This window comes from Staphylococcus sp. GDX7P312P (genome assembly GCF_008385775.1).
Taxonomy (GTDB): domain Bacteria; phylum Bacillota; class Bacilli; order Staphylococcales; family Staphylococcaceae; genus Staphylococcus; species Staphylococcus haemolyticus.
Map to the genome: position 1 here is coordinate 26,884 of NZ_VUKI01000027.1, position 15,423 is coordinate 42,306.

At 34.0% G+C, this 15,423-nt stretch carries 35 protein-coding genes; 4 read left to right on the forward strand and 31 right to left on the reverse strand.

Features of this window, described 5'->3' with window-relative positions; translation table 11 throughout:
* Positions 1-281 precede the first annotated feature (281 nt).
* The 27 genes from F1592_RS08550 to F1592_RS13945 all read right to left on the reverse strand — a co-directional run bounded on the left by F1592_RS08550 (position 282) and on the right by F1592_RS13945 (position 9,888).
* Positions 282-698, reverse strand: coding sequence for a transcriptional regulator (locus F1592_RS08550; protein ID WP_053027759.1), 417 nt, complete (start codon positions 696-698; stop codon positions 282-284).
* Between the two features lie 70 nt (positions 699-768).
* Entirely contained in the window at positions 769-1,158 is a 390-nt protein-coding gene (locus F1592_RS08555; RefSeq protein WP_398575153.1) for a hypothetical protein, read from the reverse strand.
* Entirely contained in the window at positions 1,155-1,337 is a 183-nt protein-coding gene (rinB, locus tag F1592_RS08560) for a transcriptional activator RinB (RefSeq protein ID WP_149809791.1), read from the reverse strand. The genes F1592_RS08555 and rinB overlap by 4 nt, the downstream gene beginning before the upstream one ends.
* Before the next feature lie 48 nt (positions 1,338-1,385).
* Positions 1,386-1,706: a MazG-like family protein gene (locus F1592_RS08565; RefSeq protein WP_149809790.1), complete on the reverse strand. Its 321-nt coding sequence runs from the start codon at positions 1,704-1,706 to the stop codon at positions 1,386-1,388.
* A gap of 107 nt (positions 1,707-1,813) precedes the next feature.
* The gene (locus tag F1592_RS08570; protein ID WP_149809789.1) at positions 1,814-1,996 is read right to left on the reverse strand and encodes a hypothetical protein; all 183 of its coding nucleotides are present in this window, start codon (positions 1,994-1,996) and stop codon (positions 1,814-1,816) included.
* Complete coding sequence (locus F1592_RS13940) at positions 1,983-2,117, reverse strand: hypothetical protein (protein ID WP_262926634.1); 135 nt, start codon at positions 2,115-2,117, stop codon at positions 1,983-1,985. The genes F1592_RS08570 and F1592_RS13940 overlap by 14 nt, the downstream gene beginning before the upstream one ends.
* Positions 2,110-2,286 carry a hypothetical protein gene (locus F1592_RS13630; protein WP_154393865.1) on the reverse strand — a complete coding sequence of 59 codons (177 nt, stop codon included), beginning with the start codon at positions 2,284-2,286 and terminating at the stop codon, positions 2,110-2,112. Before F1592_RS13630 ends, F1592_RS13940 begins: the two co-directional genes overlap by 8 nt.
* Positions 2,270-2,593, reverse strand: a complete 324-nt coding sequence (locus F1592_RS08575) for a hypothetical protein (RefSeq protein WP_149809788.1) — start codon at positions 2,591-2,593, stop codon at positions 2,270-2,272. The genes F1592_RS13630 and F1592_RS08575 overlap by 17 nt, the downstream gene beginning before the upstream one ends.
* Positions 2,590-2,979: a hypothetical protein gene (locus tag F1592_RS08580; RefSeq protein ID WP_149809787.1), complete on the reverse strand. Its 390-nt coding sequence runs from the start codon at positions 2,977-2,979 to the stop codon at positions 2,590-2,592. The genes F1592_RS08575 and F1592_RS08580 overlap by 4 nt, the downstream gene beginning before the upstream one ends.
* The gene (locus F1592_RS08585; RefSeq protein WP_149809786.1) at positions 2,966-3,181 is read right to left on the reverse strand and encodes a hypothetical protein; all 216 of its coding nucleotides are present in this window, start codon (positions 3,179-3,181) and stop codon (positions 2,966-2,968) included. Before F1592_RS08585 ends, F1592_RS08580 begins: the two co-directional genes overlap by 14 nt.
* 1 nt (position 3,182) lies before the next feature.
* Entirely contained in the window at positions 3,183-3,539 is a 357-nt protein-coding gene (locus tag F1592_RS08590; RefSeq protein ID WP_149809785.1) for a hypothetical protein, read from the reverse strand.
* Complete coding sequence (locus F1592_RS08595) at positions 3,529-3,723, reverse strand: hypothetical protein (RefSeq protein ID WP_149809784.1); 195 nt, start codon at positions 3,721-3,723, stop codon at positions 3,529-3,531. The genes F1592_RS08590 and F1592_RS08595 overlap by 11 nt, the downstream gene beginning before the upstream one ends.
* A gap of 4 nt (positions 3,724-3,727) precedes the next feature.
* Positions 3,728-3,907 (reverse strand): hypothetical protein, encoded by a 180-nt coding sequence (locus F1592_RS08600; protein ID WP_059767407.1) that lies wholly within the window; start codon positions 3,905-3,907, stop codon positions 3,728-3,730.
* Positions 3,908-4,312 carry a RusA family crossover junction endodeoxyribonuclease gene (locus F1592_RS08605; protein ID WP_149809783.1) on the reverse strand — a complete coding sequence of 135 codons (405 nt, stop codon included), beginning with the start codon at positions 4,310-4,312 and terminating at the stop codon, positions 3,908-3,910.
* A gap of 10 nt (positions 4,313-4,322) precedes the next feature.
* Positions 4,323-4,565 (reverse strand): hypothetical protein, encoded by a 243-nt coding sequence (locus F1592_RS08610; protein WP_149809782.1) that lies wholly within the window; start codon positions 4,563-4,565, stop codon positions 4,323-4,325.
* Positions 4,540-4,719 carry a hypothetical protein gene (locus F1592_RS13780; protein WP_149809781.1) on the reverse strand — a complete coding sequence of 60 codons (180 nt, stop codon included), beginning with the start codon at positions 4,717-4,719 and terminating at the stop codon, positions 4,540-4,542. Before F1592_RS13780 ends, F1592_RS08610 begins: the two co-directional genes overlap by 26 nt.
* Complete coding sequence (locus tag F1592_RS08620) at positions 4,713-5,483, reverse strand: ATP-binding protein (RefSeq protein WP_149809780.1); 771 nt, start codon at positions 5,481-5,483, stop codon at positions 4,713-4,715. Before F1592_RS08620 ends, F1592_RS13780 begins: the two co-directional genes overlap by 7 nt.
* Before the next feature lie 12 nt (positions 5,484-5,495).
* Positions 5,496-6,263 carry a conserved phage C-terminal domain-containing protein gene (locus F1592_RS08625; RefSeq protein ID WP_149809779.1) on the reverse strand — a complete coding sequence of 256 codons (768 nt, stop codon included), beginning with the start codon at positions 6,261-6,263 and terminating at the stop codon, positions 5,496-5,498.
* Positions 6,256-7,041 carry an AP2/ERF family transcription factor gene (locus F1592_RS08630; RefSeq protein WP_149809778.1) on the reverse strand — a complete coding sequence of 262 codons (786 nt, stop codon included), beginning with the start codon at positions 7,039-7,041 and terminating at the stop codon, positions 6,256-6,258. Before F1592_RS08630 ends, F1592_RS08625 begins: the two co-directional genes overlap by 8 nt.
* Positions 7,042-7,046: 5 nt before the next feature.
* Positions 7,047-7,277, reverse strand: a complete 231-nt coding sequence (locus tag F1592_RS08635; RefSeq protein ID WP_149809777.1) for a helix-turn-helix transcriptional regulator — start codon at positions 7,275-7,277, stop codon at positions 7,047-7,049.
* Positions 7,265-7,948 (reverse strand): putative HNHc nuclease, encoded by a 684-nt coding sequence (locus F1592_RS08640; RefSeq protein WP_149809776.1) that lies wholly within the window; start codon positions 7,946-7,948, stop codon positions 7,265-7,267. The genes F1592_RS08635 and F1592_RS08640 overlap by 13 nt, the downstream gene beginning before the upstream one ends.
* 11 nt (positions 7,949-7,959) lie before the next feature.
* Positions 7,960-8,409, reverse strand: a complete 450-nt coding sequence (ssb, locus tag F1592_RS08645; RefSeq protein WP_149809775.1) for a single-stranded DNA-binding protein — start codon at positions 8,407-8,409, stop codon at positions 7,960-7,962.
* Complete coding sequence (locus F1592_RS08650) at positions 8,406-9,071, reverse strand: ERF family protein (protein WP_149809774.1); 666 nt, start codon at positions 9,069-9,071, stop codon at positions 8,406-8,408. Before F1592_RS08650 ends, ssb begins: the two co-directional genes overlap by 4 nt.
* Positions 9,064-9,321, reverse strand: coding sequence for a DUF2483 family protein (locus tag F1592_RS08655; protein WP_053017295.1), 258 nt, complete (start codon positions 9,319-9,321; stop codon positions 9,064-9,066). The genes F1592_RS08650 and F1592_RS08655 overlap by 8 nt, the downstream gene beginning before the upstream one ends.
* The gene (locus F1592_RS08660) at positions 9,296-9,544 is read right to left on the reverse strand and encodes a hypothetical protein (RefSeq protein WP_149809773.1); all 249 of its coding nucleotides are present in this window, start codon (positions 9,542-9,544) and stop codon (positions 9,296-9,298) included. The genes F1592_RS08655 and F1592_RS08660 overlap by 26 nt, the downstream gene beginning before the upstream one ends.
* A gap of 54 nt (positions 9,545-9,598) precedes the next feature.
* A complete protein-coding gene (locus F1592_RS08665; RefSeq protein ID WP_149809772.1) occupies positions 9,599-9,790 on the reverse strand; it encodes a hypothetical protein in 192 nt (63 codons plus the stop codon).
* A complete protein-coding gene (locus tag F1592_RS13945; protein WP_262926633.1) occupies positions 9,763-9,888 on the reverse strand; it encodes a hypothetical protein in 126 nt (41 codons plus the stop codon). Before F1592_RS13945 ends, F1592_RS08665 begins: the two co-directional genes overlap by 28 nt.
* 62 nt (positions 9,889-9,950) lie before the next feature.
* On the opposite strand from F1592_RS13945, the gene F1592_RS08670 reads away from it, so the two are divergent.
* Positions 9,951-10,187, forward strand: a complete 237-nt coding sequence (locus F1592_RS08670) for a hypothetical protein (protein WP_021285963.1) — start codon at positions 9,951-9,953, stop codon at positions 10,185-10,187.
* Here the strand turns inward: F1592_RS08670 and F1592_RS13635 are convergent.
* From F1592_RS13635 to F1592_RS08685, 4 genes are read right to left on the reverse strand one after another with little or no spacing between them, the layout of a single operon-like run.
* Positions 10,180-10,341, reverse strand: coding sequence for a hypothetical protein (locus F1592_RS13635; protein ID WP_001153175.1), 162 nt, complete (start codon positions 10,339-10,341; stop codon positions 10,180-10,182). The two genes, F1592_RS08670 and F1592_RS13635, sit on opposite strands and share 8 nt — an antisense overlap.
* A 39-nt stretch (positions 10,342-10,380) precedes the next feature.
* Positions 10,381-10,920 carry an ORF6C domain-containing protein gene (locus F1592_RS08675; protein WP_149809771.1) on the reverse strand — a complete coding sequence of 180 codons (540 nt, stop codon included), beginning with the start codon at positions 10,918-10,920 and terminating at the stop codon, positions 10,381-10,383.
* Entirely contained in the window at positions 10,913-11,875 is a 963-nt protein-coding gene (locus tag F1592_RS08680; protein WP_223197230.1) for a hypothetical protein, read from the reverse strand. The genes F1592_RS08675 and F1592_RS08680 overlap by 8 nt, the downstream gene beginning before the upstream one ends.
* Before the next feature lie 15 nt (positions 11,876-11,890).
* Positions 11,891-12,130: a helix-turn-helix domain-containing protein gene (locus tag F1592_RS08685; RefSeq protein ID WP_070601262.1), complete on the reverse strand. Its 240-nt coding sequence runs from the start codon at positions 12,128-12,130 to the stop codon at positions 11,891-11,893.
* Between the two features lie 193 nt (positions 12,131-12,323).
* Between F1592_RS08685 and F1592_RS08690 the strand changes: the two genes are divergently transcribed.
* The 3 genes from F1592_RS08690 to F1592_RS08700 are packed head-to-tail and all read left to right on the forward strand — an operon-like array spanning position 12,324 to position 15,393.
* Complete coding sequence (locus F1592_RS08690) at positions 12,324-12,962, forward strand: LexA family protein (RefSeq protein ID WP_276312099.1); 639 nt, start codon at positions 12,324-12,326, stop codon at positions 12,960-12,962.
* 52 nt (positions 12,963-13,014) lie between these two features.
* Positions 13,015-13,950, forward strand: coding sequence for a DUF5067 domain-containing protein (locus F1592_RS08695; protein ID WP_223197231.1), 936 nt, complete (start codon positions 13,015-13,017; stop codon positions 13,948-13,950).
* 57 nt (positions 13,951-14,007) lie between these two features.
* Positions 14,008-15,393, forward strand: coding sequence for a recombinase family protein (locus tag F1592_RS08700; RefSeq protein WP_149809770.1), 1,386 nt, complete (start codon positions 14,008-14,010; stop codon positions 15,391-15,393).
* The last annotated feature ends 30 nt before the right edge of the window (positions 15,394-15,423 follow it).

The window sequence follows — 15,423 nt, forward strand, 5'->3', positions numbered from 1 at the left end:
AATAAATTTAATAATAAAAAAGACTACCCGAGTTTCTCTCGAATAGTCACTATGGGAGGTAATTAATAATGCAAAATCAAGTTTATCCAGAAAGGAGAAAAAGTACCTACCCAACGGATAGGCACTCAAGCAATCAGTGGCTGGTCAATATGACCATTACCAAACTTAATCACTTTCATTGAGAACTAACCAGCTACCTCAAAACGAGGGTTCGTGTGGATAGTTCTTACAGTATCATAATAACGACTTTTACCACGGACTTATATGCCCCTCAAGTCCACCTACACGTAACCAATTAATTCAGCTAACTTATTAATCATTGCGTTACGTCGTCTTAATATGCTTGATTTACTTGTTCCGAAGTATTCTGCTAAATCTTCCCACTCATAACAGCCAATCGGACATTCCCAATAACGTTTGTTAATCATATCGAGTGTATCTTCGTCTGCTTCTTCTACTAACTTATCAACACCGTTCACAATATTACTTAACATCACGTATCGTTTATTACTTAACTTCTTAATCGTCTGACGCTCAATCGGATTACCGGGTAGATTACTTTTCCCAGCACCTACATTCTCTGGTTCATGGTTTTCTAGCAATTCATACTCACAAACCTTTAATTCCTTACGATAACGTTCTACATGTTGGATATATTCTTCTAACTTTCTAATATCATGGCGTTCAATCGTTATCACTTATGTTCCCCCTTACTCTTTATACATATCCATACTAGATATATAATTGGTACCAATACTATCCAACTTGTCATTCCACTACCTCTAAATTAGGCTTGTGTTCTAGTACAAGTCCGTTAAAACTACGCGCATCTTCTTTAGCTGAATCTAAATCGTCGTAAGATAAAGCTTCAAATATGTTGTCAGTGATAATGCATGTATTTCCATAATCGTTTATATATTTTTTCACTAAATATACTTCTTTATTTAACTCAACCACATATTTTCCTATGTTGCATTTATTATCTTTATCTTCCGTTTCAACTAACTTTCTTTGCAAACATTTTCTATCGTATAACAAACCTGTGTTTTTATTATCTAACTCTTTAATCTTCTTCTCTGCTCTCACCCATTTATACGTTGATACCGCCCACATTATAGACAGAATAGCAATCGCAATTAACTGAAACCATTCCATCACTTACTCACCTCAGCTTTAATTCTGTTAATATCGTATTGATCACTCTCGCTAGCAAAGTCCTTAGGTGCAGTATCAATATCATCTTCGCTCTGCAACTTAACGATAAGTTCGTTAGTTAGATATTTGCTTAGTTCATACATTCCGATGATGAACCATATTTTTAGTATGCGTTTAAACATTGCGTTCACTCCTTGCCAAGTATTCTTTTAATCTCTGCTACTATGTCCTTACTCTTTAAGGTCTGCTTCTTTGATGAAACTCCCATCTTTAGACATAACCCCTTTTCTATCTTTAATCTCTCCATAAGCTTGTTCTAAGCATTCCTGCAACGTCATATTATTTTGTTGTGCTAATATCACTAAAGTTACGATAACGTCTCCTATACCGTCTCTGAGAGCATCTATATCATTTCTACATAAAGCGGCAGCAACTTCTCCACATTCTTCTGATGTTTTAGCAAATTGTGTGAATGAATTACCATTGTGTAAATCTTTATCAATACTCCATTGTTGTACTTGTTCTACTAATTGATCTAATGTGTTAGTCATTTATTGTTCCTCCTGTAACCCTTTTAATTTGTAATAAGTCTGAATACTTTCTCCTATAACTTGAATTGCCATTCCTAATAAAATAATCTTTTCGTGTGTTTTCATTTTTATTCCTCCAGATATTTAATTAAAATGTATGAACGTTCTCTATTACTCGCATTTTCAAAGTGATTAACTGAGTAACCTAACACCTGTGTGTTTGGATATTTCAATAAATGATGTTCTAATTGCTTAGTTGCAAGCCTGTCATCATAATCATCAAAATCTCTTAATTCTTTAACTCTCCACATCACTAACGCCTCCTGCATCATTTAGTATTTCCTCAACGTTGTACGCAAATTGCACAACTGTAATTTTGCCGTACAACCACTTAGCATGTTCACGTTTTATTAAAGCTAAGGTATTATTCATTGTCCGTATCCTCCCAGTATTTGAATAGGATATTTGTTTGTACGTTTGATACGCTATAACCTAAAACAATAACATGCCTATAATTATCATAGTATTTTTGAAGTTGCTTATACGCTGGGTTATAATCTCGAATATTATGAAATTCTTCTAATTCAATCACTCTCCACATCACTACCACGCTCCAAATCACTTATGCAATATCCCATTTTCATGAAAATTTCATCACTTGGTAAATCGTTCTTTTGATTGTAAATCTTAACCATCTCATCAAACGCCTCTGCCTTACGTTTAATGTCTGCAATATCATTGATGAGTTCGTCACGTTCTTTTGATACATCATATAAATTACCTTCTATTTCATAACTTAATTTAATCTCTTTATTCAATTTTTCTTCCAAATCTATATTTCGCTTGCGCAATCTTTCGAGGTCATCAAGCAATGCGTTATAACTTTTTTGTGATAATGTTACTGTCATTCCACCATAGCACCGTCCTTCCAAATTAAAGTCATTGTGCCGTCGTCATTTAAGTAATAATAGTTATAATCAGCTCTATCTATTAGTTGTTTGATACTGCAATAAAATTTTATATTAACCTCATTTTGAGTATTTCTATCGATAGATATTAATTTAGGAACCTCAGTTTCCTCCGTAATTTCTTCTTCAATTTCGACTGTGAAAGTGCATGAATGCGGGTTATAACTTATAACTTCATTTGCAATTATTTCTGGGTCGAATGAGTAATGTTCTTCGTTATAATTAAACGTATAACCGTCCAACGCTACTTCCGTTTCTTCCTGCTCTAATAAATGTTTTAAAAATTCTTTAGGTGTCATCTCTACTTTTCGTTTAATCTTTGGCATTGTACTTCCTCCCAATTGCAATTTGATAGGTGTCATCAATTTCTACTTCAATTTCGTCATCTCCAATGACGATGATTGCACTTTCTTTTTCTCCTTCAAAATTCCATTTCAACTCTTTAACATAACCGTAGTAACTCAACTGGCTATTTGGTGGTACAAACCAAATAAAATCTTTTTCATCTAAATCGATAATTTTCGGCATATTAACCACCAGCTTTCAAATGCTTAGTTGCATGATTGAGTAAGTCATAATAATAAGATGATTTGGTAACGCGTGGATAAGTACGTTTCTGATTAATGATATTCACTTTCATGTTTTTGCGTTCTCTTTTCTTCCTGCGTTCTTCTCGCATTTTGGTAATTCTAGGTTCAACACTCATACCACCACTACGTGTAATATTTCTAATTGGTTTGTTAATAATATCTTCAAGTTCCCAACCGTGATACATGCGATTGATAATTGCGTTTTCACTTATATCGTTTTCAGTAGCTTTGTTTAGTTGTTCTTCGGTAAAAATGTAAGTTTTACCATGTGATCTATATACTTTGTTAGCTTTCATCGATTATCCCCTCCGTACACGCTTTTTTTATCGTCCAACCGTAATTTAATCTATTTCTGATTGCTGTTTTTGTAATACCGTGTTCATTAGCGTACTCAAGTTTATCTAATGGGATGTAATGCAATTTACCTTGAATTATCATCACGTAATGTTTCTTACCATGTACTTTCACAACATTTCTCATACGTTCACTTCCACCCCTCTGAAATAACGCTAACGTTTTCTACTTTTTTAATATCTAAGTGTTTGTCAAACTCATCCGGGTACTTTTCTGCCATCTCAAGCACCTGCTCTTCCGTCTGCTTTTCGTTATCCGGAATAATGTAAGCGGTGCCTTCAATTTTGAATGTAACTGCTAATTTAGACATTTATAATTCCTCCACTTCCATAACTATTTTCGGTTCCTCTGCATATTGCTTAAAACTGTGTATTTCAACGATTTTGTTATCGTCTTTCCATAGATGATCATTCGCTGCATCTAACACAGTTTTGATTAAGTTATCTATATCAGGCTTAGTACGTTTGTACTGACCTATCGCTATCAGTTTTTGATTTTTTGACCAACTCTTAGGTGGTTTAAAATAAAAGTAAAGCGACACCTTAAGTTGCGTATTCAACATCTTTTTAGGTAACTGGGTCTGTATAAACTTCTTATGCGCCGTATATGACGCTGGCATGTATGTTTGAACAAATCTACCTGTATTCCTGAAACGTGGACGAGGCGAGCCAATAGGTGCCTCATACGTTTCGTTAAAGTTAATTTCTATCCGCACGTTGTCACTCCTAGAATAAGAATTCATCTATTGTTGTCTGCTGTTGTAATTCTTCTTTTCTAAATAATTTATGCTTACGTTTCATCTTTGCTAACTCATCTTTAGTCACAAATGGTTTAAAATACTTATCACTCATTCCACCTTTATTAGCAAGATAGAAAGTACCGTCATCTCTAGGGAGAACCCTAAGCATTTCCCAACCGTCACTTTCATATAATGTGTAAGCATTAGGTTGATTTTTTATAAGTCCCATATTCGACCACTGCCTCCCTCACACGACGTTCTGCAAGTTTCTGGAAGTATATATCCTCCAACTTGTCTTGGTCGCCCTGTGCGTATTCTATGAGTTTCTGAGCATACACATCTGAACACTCAAGATTAAGTTTGATGTCGTCTATCGTCACCATGCGTCACGTCCTCTGAAATCATCTCCCAGCACTCGAACTGTTCTCGCATTTTGTTTCATGCGTGAATTGATCCGTTGCCAGTTCATATTCTGATTTAATTCTTTGTCACTAAAGTTAGTAGTAAAGATGTTATTCTTACCTACTCTGTTATCTACAATTGAAAATAGTTTATTTAATGTGTGTTCAGTGTTTTCTACACCTACATCATCAAGTACAAGTAAATCTATGCTGCTTAATAGCTGTACGAGTTCATCTGTTGTTTCAGTAGCGTTTCGGTTGTATGTTGCTTTAATACGCTCCATTAACATTGGAATATGCATGAATGCTACCGAATATCCTTGTTGCTTAATTGCCTTTGCTATGGCATAGGCTAAATGGCTTTTTCCAGTACCATATGAGCCTTGCAATATTAATGACTTGGGTTCATCTACCGAAAAACCTTTAACGTACTCAATAGCCGTACTCTTTGCATGTACTTGATGGTCATTTTGTGGTTGGTAACTGTTAACTGTTACATCACGTAAAGACGCGTTCACATTAGATTGGTTAAAGATACGATTGAGATACTTTTGCTTTCTCTGTTGCTCAGCTTCTTTACCAGCAGCAATCATCGAGCAATCACAACCATGTCTAAACTCTTTTCCGTTACTGAATTTGTAATAGTCGTAGGTGTTGCCACATCTTTCACATTTAAGATTATGTTCTTCTTCTACAATGTTTCGATTAGGCTTGATATTCCTTGCTAAACTTCCTAATGATTGCATGTCTTATCACTCCTAGTCCCAATAACTTTCGTCATACTTCATTCTATTTAGTTGATCCATGCCACTAGGTTGTGTTTCTTGATTGAGGTATCCTTCAAATTTAGTTCCGAATAATGTTTCAGGTCGTAGATACTTTTCCATGTCTGTACCTTTCCACTCAATAACCTTGTTGTTAATAACTTGTTTGAAGTCATCTAATGTAAAACCTTCATCTGTTCTAGCACGTATGACTGTTTGATTTTTCTTAGTCGTTGATTTGTAGTGCTTACCAGTTTTTTGGTTAAGGTAATCAATCACGTCTTTATATGGATACGCAGTCGACGAAGGAGACAATATATTATTGTTAGTAGTCTCTGTTGTAATCTCTGTGTAGTCTCTGGTATTGGTCGTATCATTTTGATACGCTCCATCGTATCTTTTTGATACACTCGTCGTATCATTTTGATACGATGGTCGTCTCATACCTTCCAAAGTTTCATAATTAATGCTGTACCACTTCGTTTTGTCGAATTTCGCTTTATTATAATTACCTACGTAAAGTAAATTTTGTTTTTCTAAACTGTATACAGTACGCTTGATTGTTATTACCGACCAAAAAGGAAAGTGCTTTTGCCATTCAGGAAATGAGTTGTATATCCAGCGTCTACCATCGTAGTTATGGTTACTTTTCTTTAACCAATAGTGCATTTGCTGTAATACAATTGCTTCATTCAAACCTATTTCAGTAGCTAATTTAGGTAAGACTAATATTGGGTAATCATCAATTAATAGATTATTCATCGTTAGCACCTTCTTTCAGCGCTTTTATCCTTTCTGGTATTTCCCAGTTAGTTATGAATTCTTTGAGTTCTTCTGTCATAGGCACTTTATTTAAAATGACTTCAGATCCATATAGGAAAACAACTATTTTGTTATAAGCTAAAGCTGCTTTTTCCCTACTATCGAAATATTCTGTACTATATATTTTTCCTTCAATTCTTTTTCTAGCAGAAAATTTAGAAGGCATATCTGTATGATTGCCAATACCTCTGTAACCATATTTATTTGTTTTTCTAGTATTGCAAAACCTTTTGTGAGGAAAATAATTTCTATATTGACGCAAATCTTTACCTATAACATTCTTAAAACCATCACCTTCCCAGAATTCATCAACAGCATGGTTATAAGCTTTAGCTGCTAAATCTTCCGTTTCGAAAAGCCCTAGATGTTTAGGTTTACCATCAACATTTATTTTCGCAACCCATTTATTAGCATCTTTACGCCAACTCACACCTTTGTATTTAGAAGAACTATTACTTTTAGGCTTTTCCCATCTTGATCTATTACCTTTTGTGGTTAAATTAGACTTAGTGAAATTATTGTTTTTAATTTTTTGGAAACTACCTTTTTGTATAAATGTTGTTAATAAAACATCAGTTCTTTCAATACCAAACCTAGTATGGATATATCTTGTGTTTCCTTTATAATGTTTGTACCAAATGTGCTGGCTCAGTCTATCGTAATCTTCATCATCTACGAATATTTCTTCTCCATCTTGCAAAAATATTGATTTAACCATCTTACTCACTCCCCGTACAATATCCACTCTGGCGTAGTGTTAAATTCCTCAGCCATTTTTCTTATTGTTTTCATTGGCGGTAACTGCGCTCTGTTTTCCCAACGACACACAGCTAATCGTCCTACACCTAAACGCTCACCAAATTCAGATTGGAGCATATTAGCATCTAATCTTATTTCATTTATGCGTTGAGCAATTTTCATTCTATCCTCTGGTCTAATCATTATTGATCGCATTTATTTCCCTCTCCTTTCAGCATTTTGTTTAGTCTGTCATCTACTTTGATCCAGCTATCCTGTAAGATATATTTCTCATCAAAAGACTTAACGCCTATGTTGTGCTGTTCGGAATGATGTTCTCTACATAAAGCTAATACTTCATAATCGTAATGCTGCATCTTCTTACGGTTAGCACCACGACCTATTGCGTAGTGATGTGCAAGGTCAGCACCACTCTTACCACATAGAACACAGTTGCGATTGACTGTTGCCCAGTAAAGTAACGACTTATCGCCTTTTAATAAATCACTTGTTTTGTAAGCGAGTATTATTCCGTTAGCAAATACCCAATCGATTGTCACTTCGATAATCTGACTAGCTTGTGTACGTGTGCAGTTACTTAATGAAATGCGTTCATCATATCCGTAATACGTTCTTACATATTCGATAAACATATGGCGCATGTAGTCCATTGGCATACCTGTATGGACTTCTATATCTTTGACAAGTGCGAATATCTTCTTACGCTGCTTATTCGTTATTCTGAATAGATCAACTGGAATGACATCGACTTCTACATCAAAACCGTTATCAAGTAAGAGTGAAGTCTTGTTATCTAGTTCTACACCCTCAATGACGACGGTAGTTGTACCGTCATCTTGAGTGATGTAATTTTTGATTAAAGGCATTTACTCACGTCCTAGAATGGTAAATCGTCATCAGTGATTTCAATTGGACCGTTAGCATTTTGCATTCCGTTTCCAAACGGGTTATTGCCTGTTGGTGCTTGTCCTCTTTGTTGTTGTGATTGATTGTTTTTTTGATTGTTATTCTTTGGCTCTAAGAACTGAACACTGTCTGCTACTACTTCTGTTACGAATACACGTTGGCCTTCTTTATTTTCATAGCTACGTGATTGAATACGACCGTCTACGCCAGCTAAATTACCTTTCTTCAAATAATTATTGACGTTATCAGCTTGTTTTCTGAACACTACAATGTTAATGAAATCAGCCTCGCGTTCACCTTGTGCGTTTGTGAATGTACGATTGACCGCTAGTGTGAAAGTGGCAACATTCACACCGCTTTGTGTTGTTCTGAATTCTGGATCTTTTGTTAATCTGCCTACTAAAATTACTCTGTTTATCATTCTTTAATTCCTCCAAGCCATTTATTAATTTGTTGTCTTGTAACGTTGATTTGTTGTTTGTTTAAATCATTTACATTCATATTTTTTAATTTTTCTATCTGTTCTTGATATTTGCTTGCAGCATTACTTCTTTCAGCAATTTCGATAAAACTATCTGCTTCTTGTCTAAGTAACTCTTTTAATTGATTACTTGACGTTGCATATCTTTCTTGTTTTTCTTTCGCATCGGCATCATCTTCATCAGTTGGGATATTGAAGAACTTCATTAAGAAGTATCTTTCTGCGTAAGTTAATGCAGTACCATGCGCTTTCGATACATCGTCTTGTTGACCTACTGCATAAAACGTTACTTCGAACTGTTCTTCTGGTTTATCAGCATTAATCCATACATAAGTTAATTTCATTTCAACGATAAATTCTGATGTTGTAATCTCACGACCAGCTTTTTTATTAAATCTTGTTACATCAATTTGTTTGTAATTTTCTTCAGATGTTTTTGGTACAAGCAATAAATTGTTTTCAATCATCTTATTTCTAATTCTGTGTAATACTTGAGAGCCACTTACATATGAGTAGTTGTAACTCTTTGCGTCTTTAGTAAAACCATCAATATTAGCTTTAACGTCTGCTATCTTTTGGAATAAATTAAGTTGTTCAGCCATCGTTTACCTCCTCCAAATCTTCAAAACTGTATACTTTACGCGTTTCTTTCGTTTCGATTGTTGATACTTCAATCAAATGTTTATCCCAGTCAATGTCTATATCTTGCAAACCATCGAATTTACGAGCATTACGTCTTAAAGCATTGTAATTAGCATATTCTTGAGCAGTAGGTTTATTAGTGATCCAGCGTCCAAAGTAATTATCTTTAATGCGATACTCTACTTCACAATTTAATATTGGCTCTTGCATTCACATACTCCTCCAATCGTTTATCCGCCCTGTCTGCTCTAGCATCTGCACTTTGCCACATCTTGATATAATGATTGATACTGTCGTTCAAAGCATCTATATGTTCGTTTGCGGTATCTAATTGACGTCGTAAATAATCATTTTGCAAACCAACTATTACTAAATCGCTACTGTCTTTGAGTATATTGTTATATTCTTTTAAAGATAGAGTTACCTCTTGCATGATTAGTCCTCCCGTTATATGATTAAGATGAAATTTTTGTTAAGTGTTTGACTGTTAGTCGTTGCAGCGACTTTCAGTCTTTTTTTGTGCGTAAAATAATTTGTCGAAAAACAGATACGTTACTGTTGACGCAACAATTGCAATTGCTACTGCATTAGTGATGAATACATTCATCATCATTGATAGAAAGAATACTACGTTAAACATCATGCCTGAGATTAAGATTGTTTTGTCTTTGATTGACATTCTCTTAACCTTCTTTCTTCTAGATTTTTAATCGCCGGCTCTAAGTAGCCACGTTTGGCAAAAAAGTTAAACATCATTGTTTGAATGTGCTTTGGCATTACGACCCCTCCTTTCGTGTATAATTTGGTTATCGCTACTGCGATGGTAGGTGGTGATAAGATTGAAAACTAACTATAACTTTAGTATCAATGTTAGAAATGCCGGTAAGTTTGAAGAAACACCATGTGAATTTGTAGATGGTAGCAAAGGTGTTCGATTAGCTTACGAAAATGGTTTGGTTGTAACAATCCACGTTGACGGCAATAATATTGATATACGTTCAAGTCACCTATTAATTTTGGTTGATGAAAACCCTTTAACTTTTGATGTTGATATGAATACAAAAAATCCTAAATAATTTTTTTACCATCAACAGTTAAAGACAATGTATTTTTATTTTGGAGATGTAAGAGGTCTATTGTCGTTAGTAATTCCTCTTCGCTCCATTTTTCTTTTTCTGCTAGTTCGATGATTTTTACTGCTATTTCATGTATCTTTTTTAAATCTTGCATTATTTTATGCCTCCTTTAAGTTGTTTGTTCGATTGTGGGTTAAGCGAGTCTTTTTAAGACTTCAAAATCTCCATGTCTTTCAGCAACATCAATTTGATGGTCCGTAAGTCTTAAAAAATGAGGTGGCATATTTACTAATTCTAGATTTCCTATAAATTCCATAGCTTTTTCGAAGTCGACATGTCTAATTGTTGTGTAAGTAATTGAATTGAAATGTCTATTAAGTGTCGAATAAATACCTTGAATAAAGTGACAACGTTTTTTATGGTAAAGTTCTTTAGATACATGTTCTTTGAAAAATTGGTCGGTTAAATAATATGAGTGCTCTCCTACTTTTGATTGAATATACTTCCCTTCACCACGACTTAATACGTTGTTTTTTTCATTTTCTTCCATACGTTTATTGAGTCTGTTTTCCGTATCAATCATTTTGCTTTCAAACTCATTCATTTTTTCATCTTGTTCTTTCATTTTTTTATCGTGCTCTTCCATTTTGATAAAAAGTTCTCTGCTAAATTCTGCTTGCTGCACTAATTGGTCTGCTTGTCGTCTACTGATATCGATTAAATTTTTAGACATCGATTACATCTCCTTTGTTAAGTTGTTGGTTTAATTTTTTTGATAAATCGAGTAAATCATCTGCTATCTTTTTAATAGGCTTAATCGCATATTCATTACTTAAAATATATTCATCATGAATGAAGTAAGTCATAGGTGCGATTTCTTTGATTAGTTCCTCGCCTTTTTTAACAAGGTCGTACACTTCTTTTTGGGCCTTTAATCTACGTTGTCCGTCATCTAACTTTCTATTCATATCGCCTAACGCTTTATTTAATTCATCATATTTCTGCGACTTCTCACTTATTTCATCTCTACGTTGCTCCATATCTTTGATGTCTTTTTCCAATTTTTCGTTACGTTGTTCAATCAATTTTTGTTGGTGTCTTGATTGAGCAAGCGCATTTTTAGTTTCTTGATAGTCCTCAGGCTCCATATACTTCTCAATCACTTCTGGCTCTCTACTCTCTGCGTCTTCTAATTGTTTCTTAGCAATCTCTTCTGAGCGTTGTGCTTGTTCTACTTGTGATTGGAGTTGGGCGTTTTGTTGTTCGAGTTCTTCCTTATCTTTCTGAAGTTGTTTATATTCTTTGTGTGTTGTGATGTCTCCATCTAAAACTTTTTGTTTCAAATCATCTGGAGCATTCTTTTTCATCACTTCTTTTTGTAAAGACTTAGGTGCGTTAAGGAAGTTATCTTTTTGTAAGTTGTCTAGATTTGTAGACAACTCAACTAAATTGATATAGTAATAAACTTGGTTTTTATTTAAACCTCCACTTTCAAACCACTTATAAAAAATTCCTTTATCATGGTTAGCTAGTTTATCTTGCGCTTTTTTCAATTCTCTCCCTATTTTTATACGAGCGTCTTCTGCAATACCGTTAATTGTGTATTCACGTTCTTTTAAGAATTCTGCCGTTTCATTATCTACAAGCGAATAATCAAACGTTTCATTCATATGTTCTATTTCAAACAATTGGTTCCACCTTCTTTAAGTTGTTTGTCGTTCTTTTTCGGGAACGTCTTGAGTAAAAAAAATATCCAAATTATTTGTTTCGTAGCCTAATATTTTAGCCATTTTAATAAACTCATTCGCTCCAATATCTACAATACCATTTTCTCTTTTAGCGTATGGAGTTCTTGTTTTCCACCCCATTTTGTGCGCCATCTCATCTTGCGTTATTCCACAAGCTATTCTTTCTGCTCTCAATCTTTTTAAGTTGAGTACCATGTTGTCACCTCCGTTCGTTCTCGTTTGAGAACTGTATATAACTTAACATGTACCGTTCCCGTTAGTCAACACTTTTTGCTTATAAAAATTCAAAAAAGTTTTTTCTACCTATATATTGTATTCGTTTGGGAACGGTGATATAATCTAATTGTTCACATGAAAGAACAAAATATTTATTCAGGAGATACTTAAAATGAGAAATAATGATGAAATAATCACAATAATTAAATCAGCTATGAAGGAACAAGATATGTCACTTAGTGAATTGGCTCGTCGTGTTGGAGTTGCTAAATCTGCTGTATCACGTTATTTAAACTTAACTAGAGAATTTCCATTAAATCGTTCAGAAGATTTTGCAAAAGCACTAAGTATCAGTACAGAATATCTACTTGGTTTTGATAAAAGTGAACAACATGAACAACCTCAACTAGAAACCCTACCAGTCAAAAAGATTCCAGTTGTTTCAAAAGTATCTGCTGGCTTACCTATATATAGTGAAGAAAATTTGATTGATTACATATACTTTGCTACTAACAAACTTAATTCAGATAAAGAAGAATTTGGTTTAAAAGTGTCTGGCGATAGTATGGATAAGATTTTCCAAGATGGCGATATCGTTGTAGTAGAAAAAGATTCTGTTGTTGAAAACGGTCAATTAGGTGTCGTTATGATTAATGGTTATAACGCTACCGTTAAACGTATTAGATACAATGGCGACCAAATTATATTAATTCCAGAATCAAATAATTCTAGCCACTACCCACAAGTGTATGGCAAAAATGACGAAGTAAAAATAATTGGTAGAGTTGTAGCAAGTCAAAAACTATTTTAATAAGCGCCCAAGCGGCGCTCTAATATAATTTTATTCAAAGGAGAAATGTAGAATGAAAAAAGTCTTATTTATTTTATTATCTTGTTTCTTAGTTTTAGCGGCATGTAGTAACAACAATAGCAATTCGAAAAAGTCGACTTCCGTTGATGAAAACAAAGTACAATTCACTAATGATACTTTAGTTCTTGATCAAGCTGTTTTAAAAATAAAAGACACATTTTTAGTTAACGATAAGGATTCGGATAACGGAAAGAAATTATTAGCATTTAAATACGAGGTTAAAAGTAAAGACGGAGATGAACAAATAACGCCAATGAATGTTTGGATTGCGTCAATGGAAGCCGTTCAAGATAGCGAAAATACCGAAAGTAAACTTGAAGTTGGTCCAACGCCTAATACTGGTAAATTCGAAGAATGGGACAAACACAACAGCGATGTGATTAAGAAAGGTAAAACTGCTAAAGGTATTATCACTTATGAGTTAGAAAATGATAAGCAAGTGACTTTAAAAGCTACACAAGGTGCTGGTGGTAAAGACTTAGGTAATAAAAAAATTAATATTTCTAAACTTAAAACGATAGATTATTCTGTTACAGAAGATATAACTAGTAATGGTGAAAGTAATACAAAAAGTATAGCTAGTGTGCCTGGAAGTAAATCGTTTGAAAGCTTAAGTGATAATGAAATTAAACATGATAATAGTAACGACAAACAAACACAATCAAAGCAAAGTAACCAATCACAACAAACTAACTTACAACAAGCGTCTAATCAACCAACACAATCTAATAACCAAGTAGACAACCAGCCAGAACCGAATGGCTATCACAAAGTTTATAATCAAGTTAATCCTGAATTAGTAGCACATAATGACGAACTATCAAGACAACAGACGCAAGCTAAAATTGAATACAATAAGAATTTTGACCCAGCCAAAGATGATGATTTATATAATATTGAAACTGGCTCAAAAGTAAGCGAGGAATAAAATTTATGGGTAGCCCGCCTACCCTTATTATTTTTTTACTTTTTTTGAGGTGATTTAATGAACGTAGCAATATATTGTCGTGTCAGTACACTAGAGCAAAAAGAACATGGCTATTCTATTGAAGAACAAGAACGGAAACTTAAATCATTTTGTGAGATAAATGATTGGAATGTAGCTGATGTTTTTGTCGACGCTGGTTTCTCTGGTGCTAAACGTGACCGACCAGAGTTACAACGTCTGATGAACAATATTAAACGATTTGATTTAGTCCTAGTGTATAAGTTAGATAGGCTCACACGTAATGTGCGTGACTTATTGGACTTACTAGAGATATTTGAACAGAATAATGTAGCATTTAGGAGTGCTACGGAAGTTTATGATACTTCAACTGCAATAGGAAGATTATTTGTTACATTAGTAGGTGCGATGGCTGAATGGGAACGTGAGACAATTAGAGAACGTACACAAATGGGAAAACTTGCAGCACTTAAAAAAGGTATCATGCTTACTACTCCACCGTTTTATTATGATCGTGTAGATAATAAATTTGTACCTAACGAGTATAAAGAAGTCGTGCTATTTGCTTATGATGAAGCATTAAAAGGTAAAAGCGCTAAATCAATAGCACGTAAATTGAATAATTCTGATATTCCACCACCGAACAACAGAAAGTGGGAAGATAGGTCAATCACACGAGCGTTGAGAAGTCCATTTACAAGAGGACACTTCGAATGGGGAGGCGTTTACTTAGAGAATAACCACGAGCCTATTATTACCGAAGAAATGTATGAGAAAGTTAAAGATAGATTAGAAGAACGTACTAATACTAAAAAGATAAAGCACGTATCTATATTCAGAAGTAAATTAGTTTGTCCTGTTTGTGATAGTAAATTAACAATGAATACTCATAAGGTAACACTGAAAGATAGAGCGTATTATAACAAGCACTATTACTGTAATAATTGCAAAGAGACACCTAATTCAAAACCTGTGTATATACGTGCCGAAGAAGTAGAGCGAGTATTTTATGAGTATCTACAACATCAAGATTTAACGCAATATGAAGTGGTTGAAGATACAGAAGAAAAAGAAGTAGCGATTGATATCAATAAGGTTATGCAGCAACGGAAAAGATACCATAAGCTATATGCTAACGGACTTATGAATGAAGATGAGTTAGCTGAATTGATTGAAGAAACGGATATAGCAATCGAAGAATATAAAAAGCAAAGTGAGAATAAAGAAGTTAAGCAGTATGATACAGAAGATATAAAAGAATATAAAAATTTGTTACTTGAGATGTGGGATATTTCAAGTGATGAAGAAAAAGCTGAATTTATTCAAATGGCGATTAAGAATATATTTATCGAATATATATTAGGCAAGAATGATAATAAAAAGAAACGTCGTTCCCTTAAAATAAAGGATATCGAGTTCTATTAATATTTTATGGAAGTATACACAATTAACCAA

Excerpts from the sequence above, each read along its gene's own strand:
- ssb (WP_149809775.1), bottom strand. The coding sequence starts at position 8,409 with ATGATAAACAGAGTAATTTTAGTAGGCAGATTAACAAAAGATCCAGAA.
- F1592_RS08595 (WP_149809784.1), bottom strand. The coding sequence starts at position 3,723 with ATGAGAAATGTTGTGAAAGTACATGGTAAGAAACATTACGTGATGATA.
- F1592_RS08585 (WP_149809786.1), bottom strand. The coding sequence starts at position 3,181 with ATGCCGAAAATTATCGATTTAGATGAAAAAGATTTTATTTGGTTTGTA.
- F1592_RS08620 (WP_149809780.1), bottom strand. The coding sequence starts at position 5,483 with ATGCAATCATTAGGAAGTTTAGCAAGGAATATCAAGCCTAATCGAAAC.
- F1592_RS08675 (WP_149809771.1), bottom strand. The coding sequence starts at position 10,920 with ATGTCTAAAAATTTAATCGATATCAGTAGACGACAAGCAGACCAATTA.
- F1592_RS13630 (WP_154393865.1), bottom strand. The coding sequence starts at position 2,286 with ATGTGGAGAGTGATTGAATTAGAAGAATTTCATAATATTCGAGATTAT.
- F1592_RS08665 (WP_149809772.1), bottom strand. The coding sequence starts at position 9,790 with ATGTCAATCAAAGACAAAACAATCTTAATCTCAGGCATGATGTTTAAC.
- F1592_RS08660 (WP_149809773.1), bottom strand. The coding sequence starts at position 9,544 with ATGCAAGAGGTAACTCTATCTTTAAAAGAATATAACAATATACTCAAA.
- rinB (WP_149809791.1), bottom strand. The coding sequence starts at position 1,337 with ATGTTTAAACGCATACTAAAAATATGGTTCATCATCGGAATGTATGAA.
- F1592_RS08580 (WP_149809787.1), bottom strand. The coding sequence starts at position 2,979 with ATGCCAAAGATTAAACGAAAAGTAGAGATGACACCTAAAGAATTTTTA.
- F1592_RS08600 (WP_059767407.1), bottom strand. The coding sequence starts at position 3,907 with ATGTCTAAATTAGCAGTTACATTCAAAATTGAAGGCACCGCTTACATT.
- F1592_RS08700 (WP_149809770.1), top strand. The coding sequence starts at position 14,008 with ATGAACGTAGCAATATATTGTCGTGTCAGTACACTAGAGCAAAAAGAA.
- F1592_RS08635 (WP_149809777.1), bottom strand. The coding sequence starts at position 7,277 with ATGCGATCAATAATGATTAGACCAGAGGATAGAATGAAAATTGCTCAA.
- F1592_RS08655 (WP_053017295.1), bottom strand. The coding sequence starts at position 9,321 with ATGCAAGAGCCAATATTAAATTGTGAAGTAGAGTATCGCATTAAAGAT.
- F1592_RS13635 (WP_001153175.1), bottom strand. The coding sequence starts at position 10,341 with ATGCAAGATTTAAAAAAGATACATGAAATAGCAGTAAAAATCATCGAA.
- F1592_RS08610 (WP_149809782.1), bottom strand. The coding sequence starts at position 4,565 with ATGGGACTTATAAAAAATCAACCTAATGCTTACACATTATATGAAAGT.
- F1592_RS13780 (WP_149809781.1), bottom strand. The coding sequence starts at position 4,719 with ATGGTGACGATAGACGACATCAAACTTAATCTTGAGTGTTCAGATGTG.
- F1592_RS08695 (WP_223197231.1), top strand. The coding sequence starts at position 13,015 with ATGAAAAAAGTCTTATTTATTTTATTATCTTGTTTCTTAGTTTTAGCG.
- F1592_RS08590 (WP_149809785.1), bottom strand. The coding sequence starts at position 3,539 with ATGAAAGCTAACAAAGTATATAGATCACATGGTAAAACTTACATTTTT.
- F1592_RS08685 (WP_070601262.1), bottom strand. The coding sequence starts at position 12,130 with ATGGTACTCAACTTAAAAAGATTGAGAGCAGAAAGAATAGCTTGTGGA.
- F1592_RS13940 (WP_262926634.1), bottom strand. The coding sequence starts at position 2,117 with ATGAATAATACCTTAGCTTTAATAAAACGTGAACATGCTAAGTGGTTG.
- F1592_RS08575 (WP_149809788.1), bottom strand. The coding sequence starts at position 2,593 with ATGACAGTAACATTATCACAAAAAAGTTATAACGCATTGCTTGATGAC.
- F1592_RS08650 (WP_149809774.1), bottom strand. The coding sequence starts at position 9,071 with ATGGCTGAACAACTTAATTTATTCCAAAAGATAGCAGACGTTAAAGCT.
- F1592_RS08630 (WP_149809778.1), bottom strand. The coding sequence starts at position 7,041 with ATGGTTAAATCAATATTTTTGCAAGATGGAGAAGAAATATTCGTAGAT.
- F1592_RS08570 (WP_149809789.1), bottom strand. The coding sequence starts at position 1,996 with ATGTGGAGAGTTAAAGAATTAAGAGATTTTGATGATTATGATGACAGG.
- F1592_RS13945 (WP_262926633.1), bottom strand. The coding sequence starts at position 9,888 with ATGCCAAAGCACATTCAAACAATGATGTTTAACTTTTTTGCCAAACGT.
- F1592_RS08625 (WP_149809779.1), bottom strand. The coding sequence starts at position 6,263 with ATGAATAATCTATTAATTGATGATTACCCAATATTAGTCTTACCTAAA.
- F1592_RS08690 (WP_276312099.1), top strand. The coding sequence starts at position 12,324 with ATGAGAAATAATGATGAAATAATCACAATAATTAAATCAGCTATGAAG.
- F1592_RS08640 (WP_149809776.1), bottom strand. The coding sequence starts at position 7,948 with ATGCCTTTAATCAAAAATTACATCACTCAAGATGACGGTACAACTACC.
- F1592_RS08565 (WP_149809790.1), bottom strand. The coding sequence starts at position 1,706 with ATGACTAACACATTAGATCAATTAGTAGAACAAGTACAACAATGGAGT.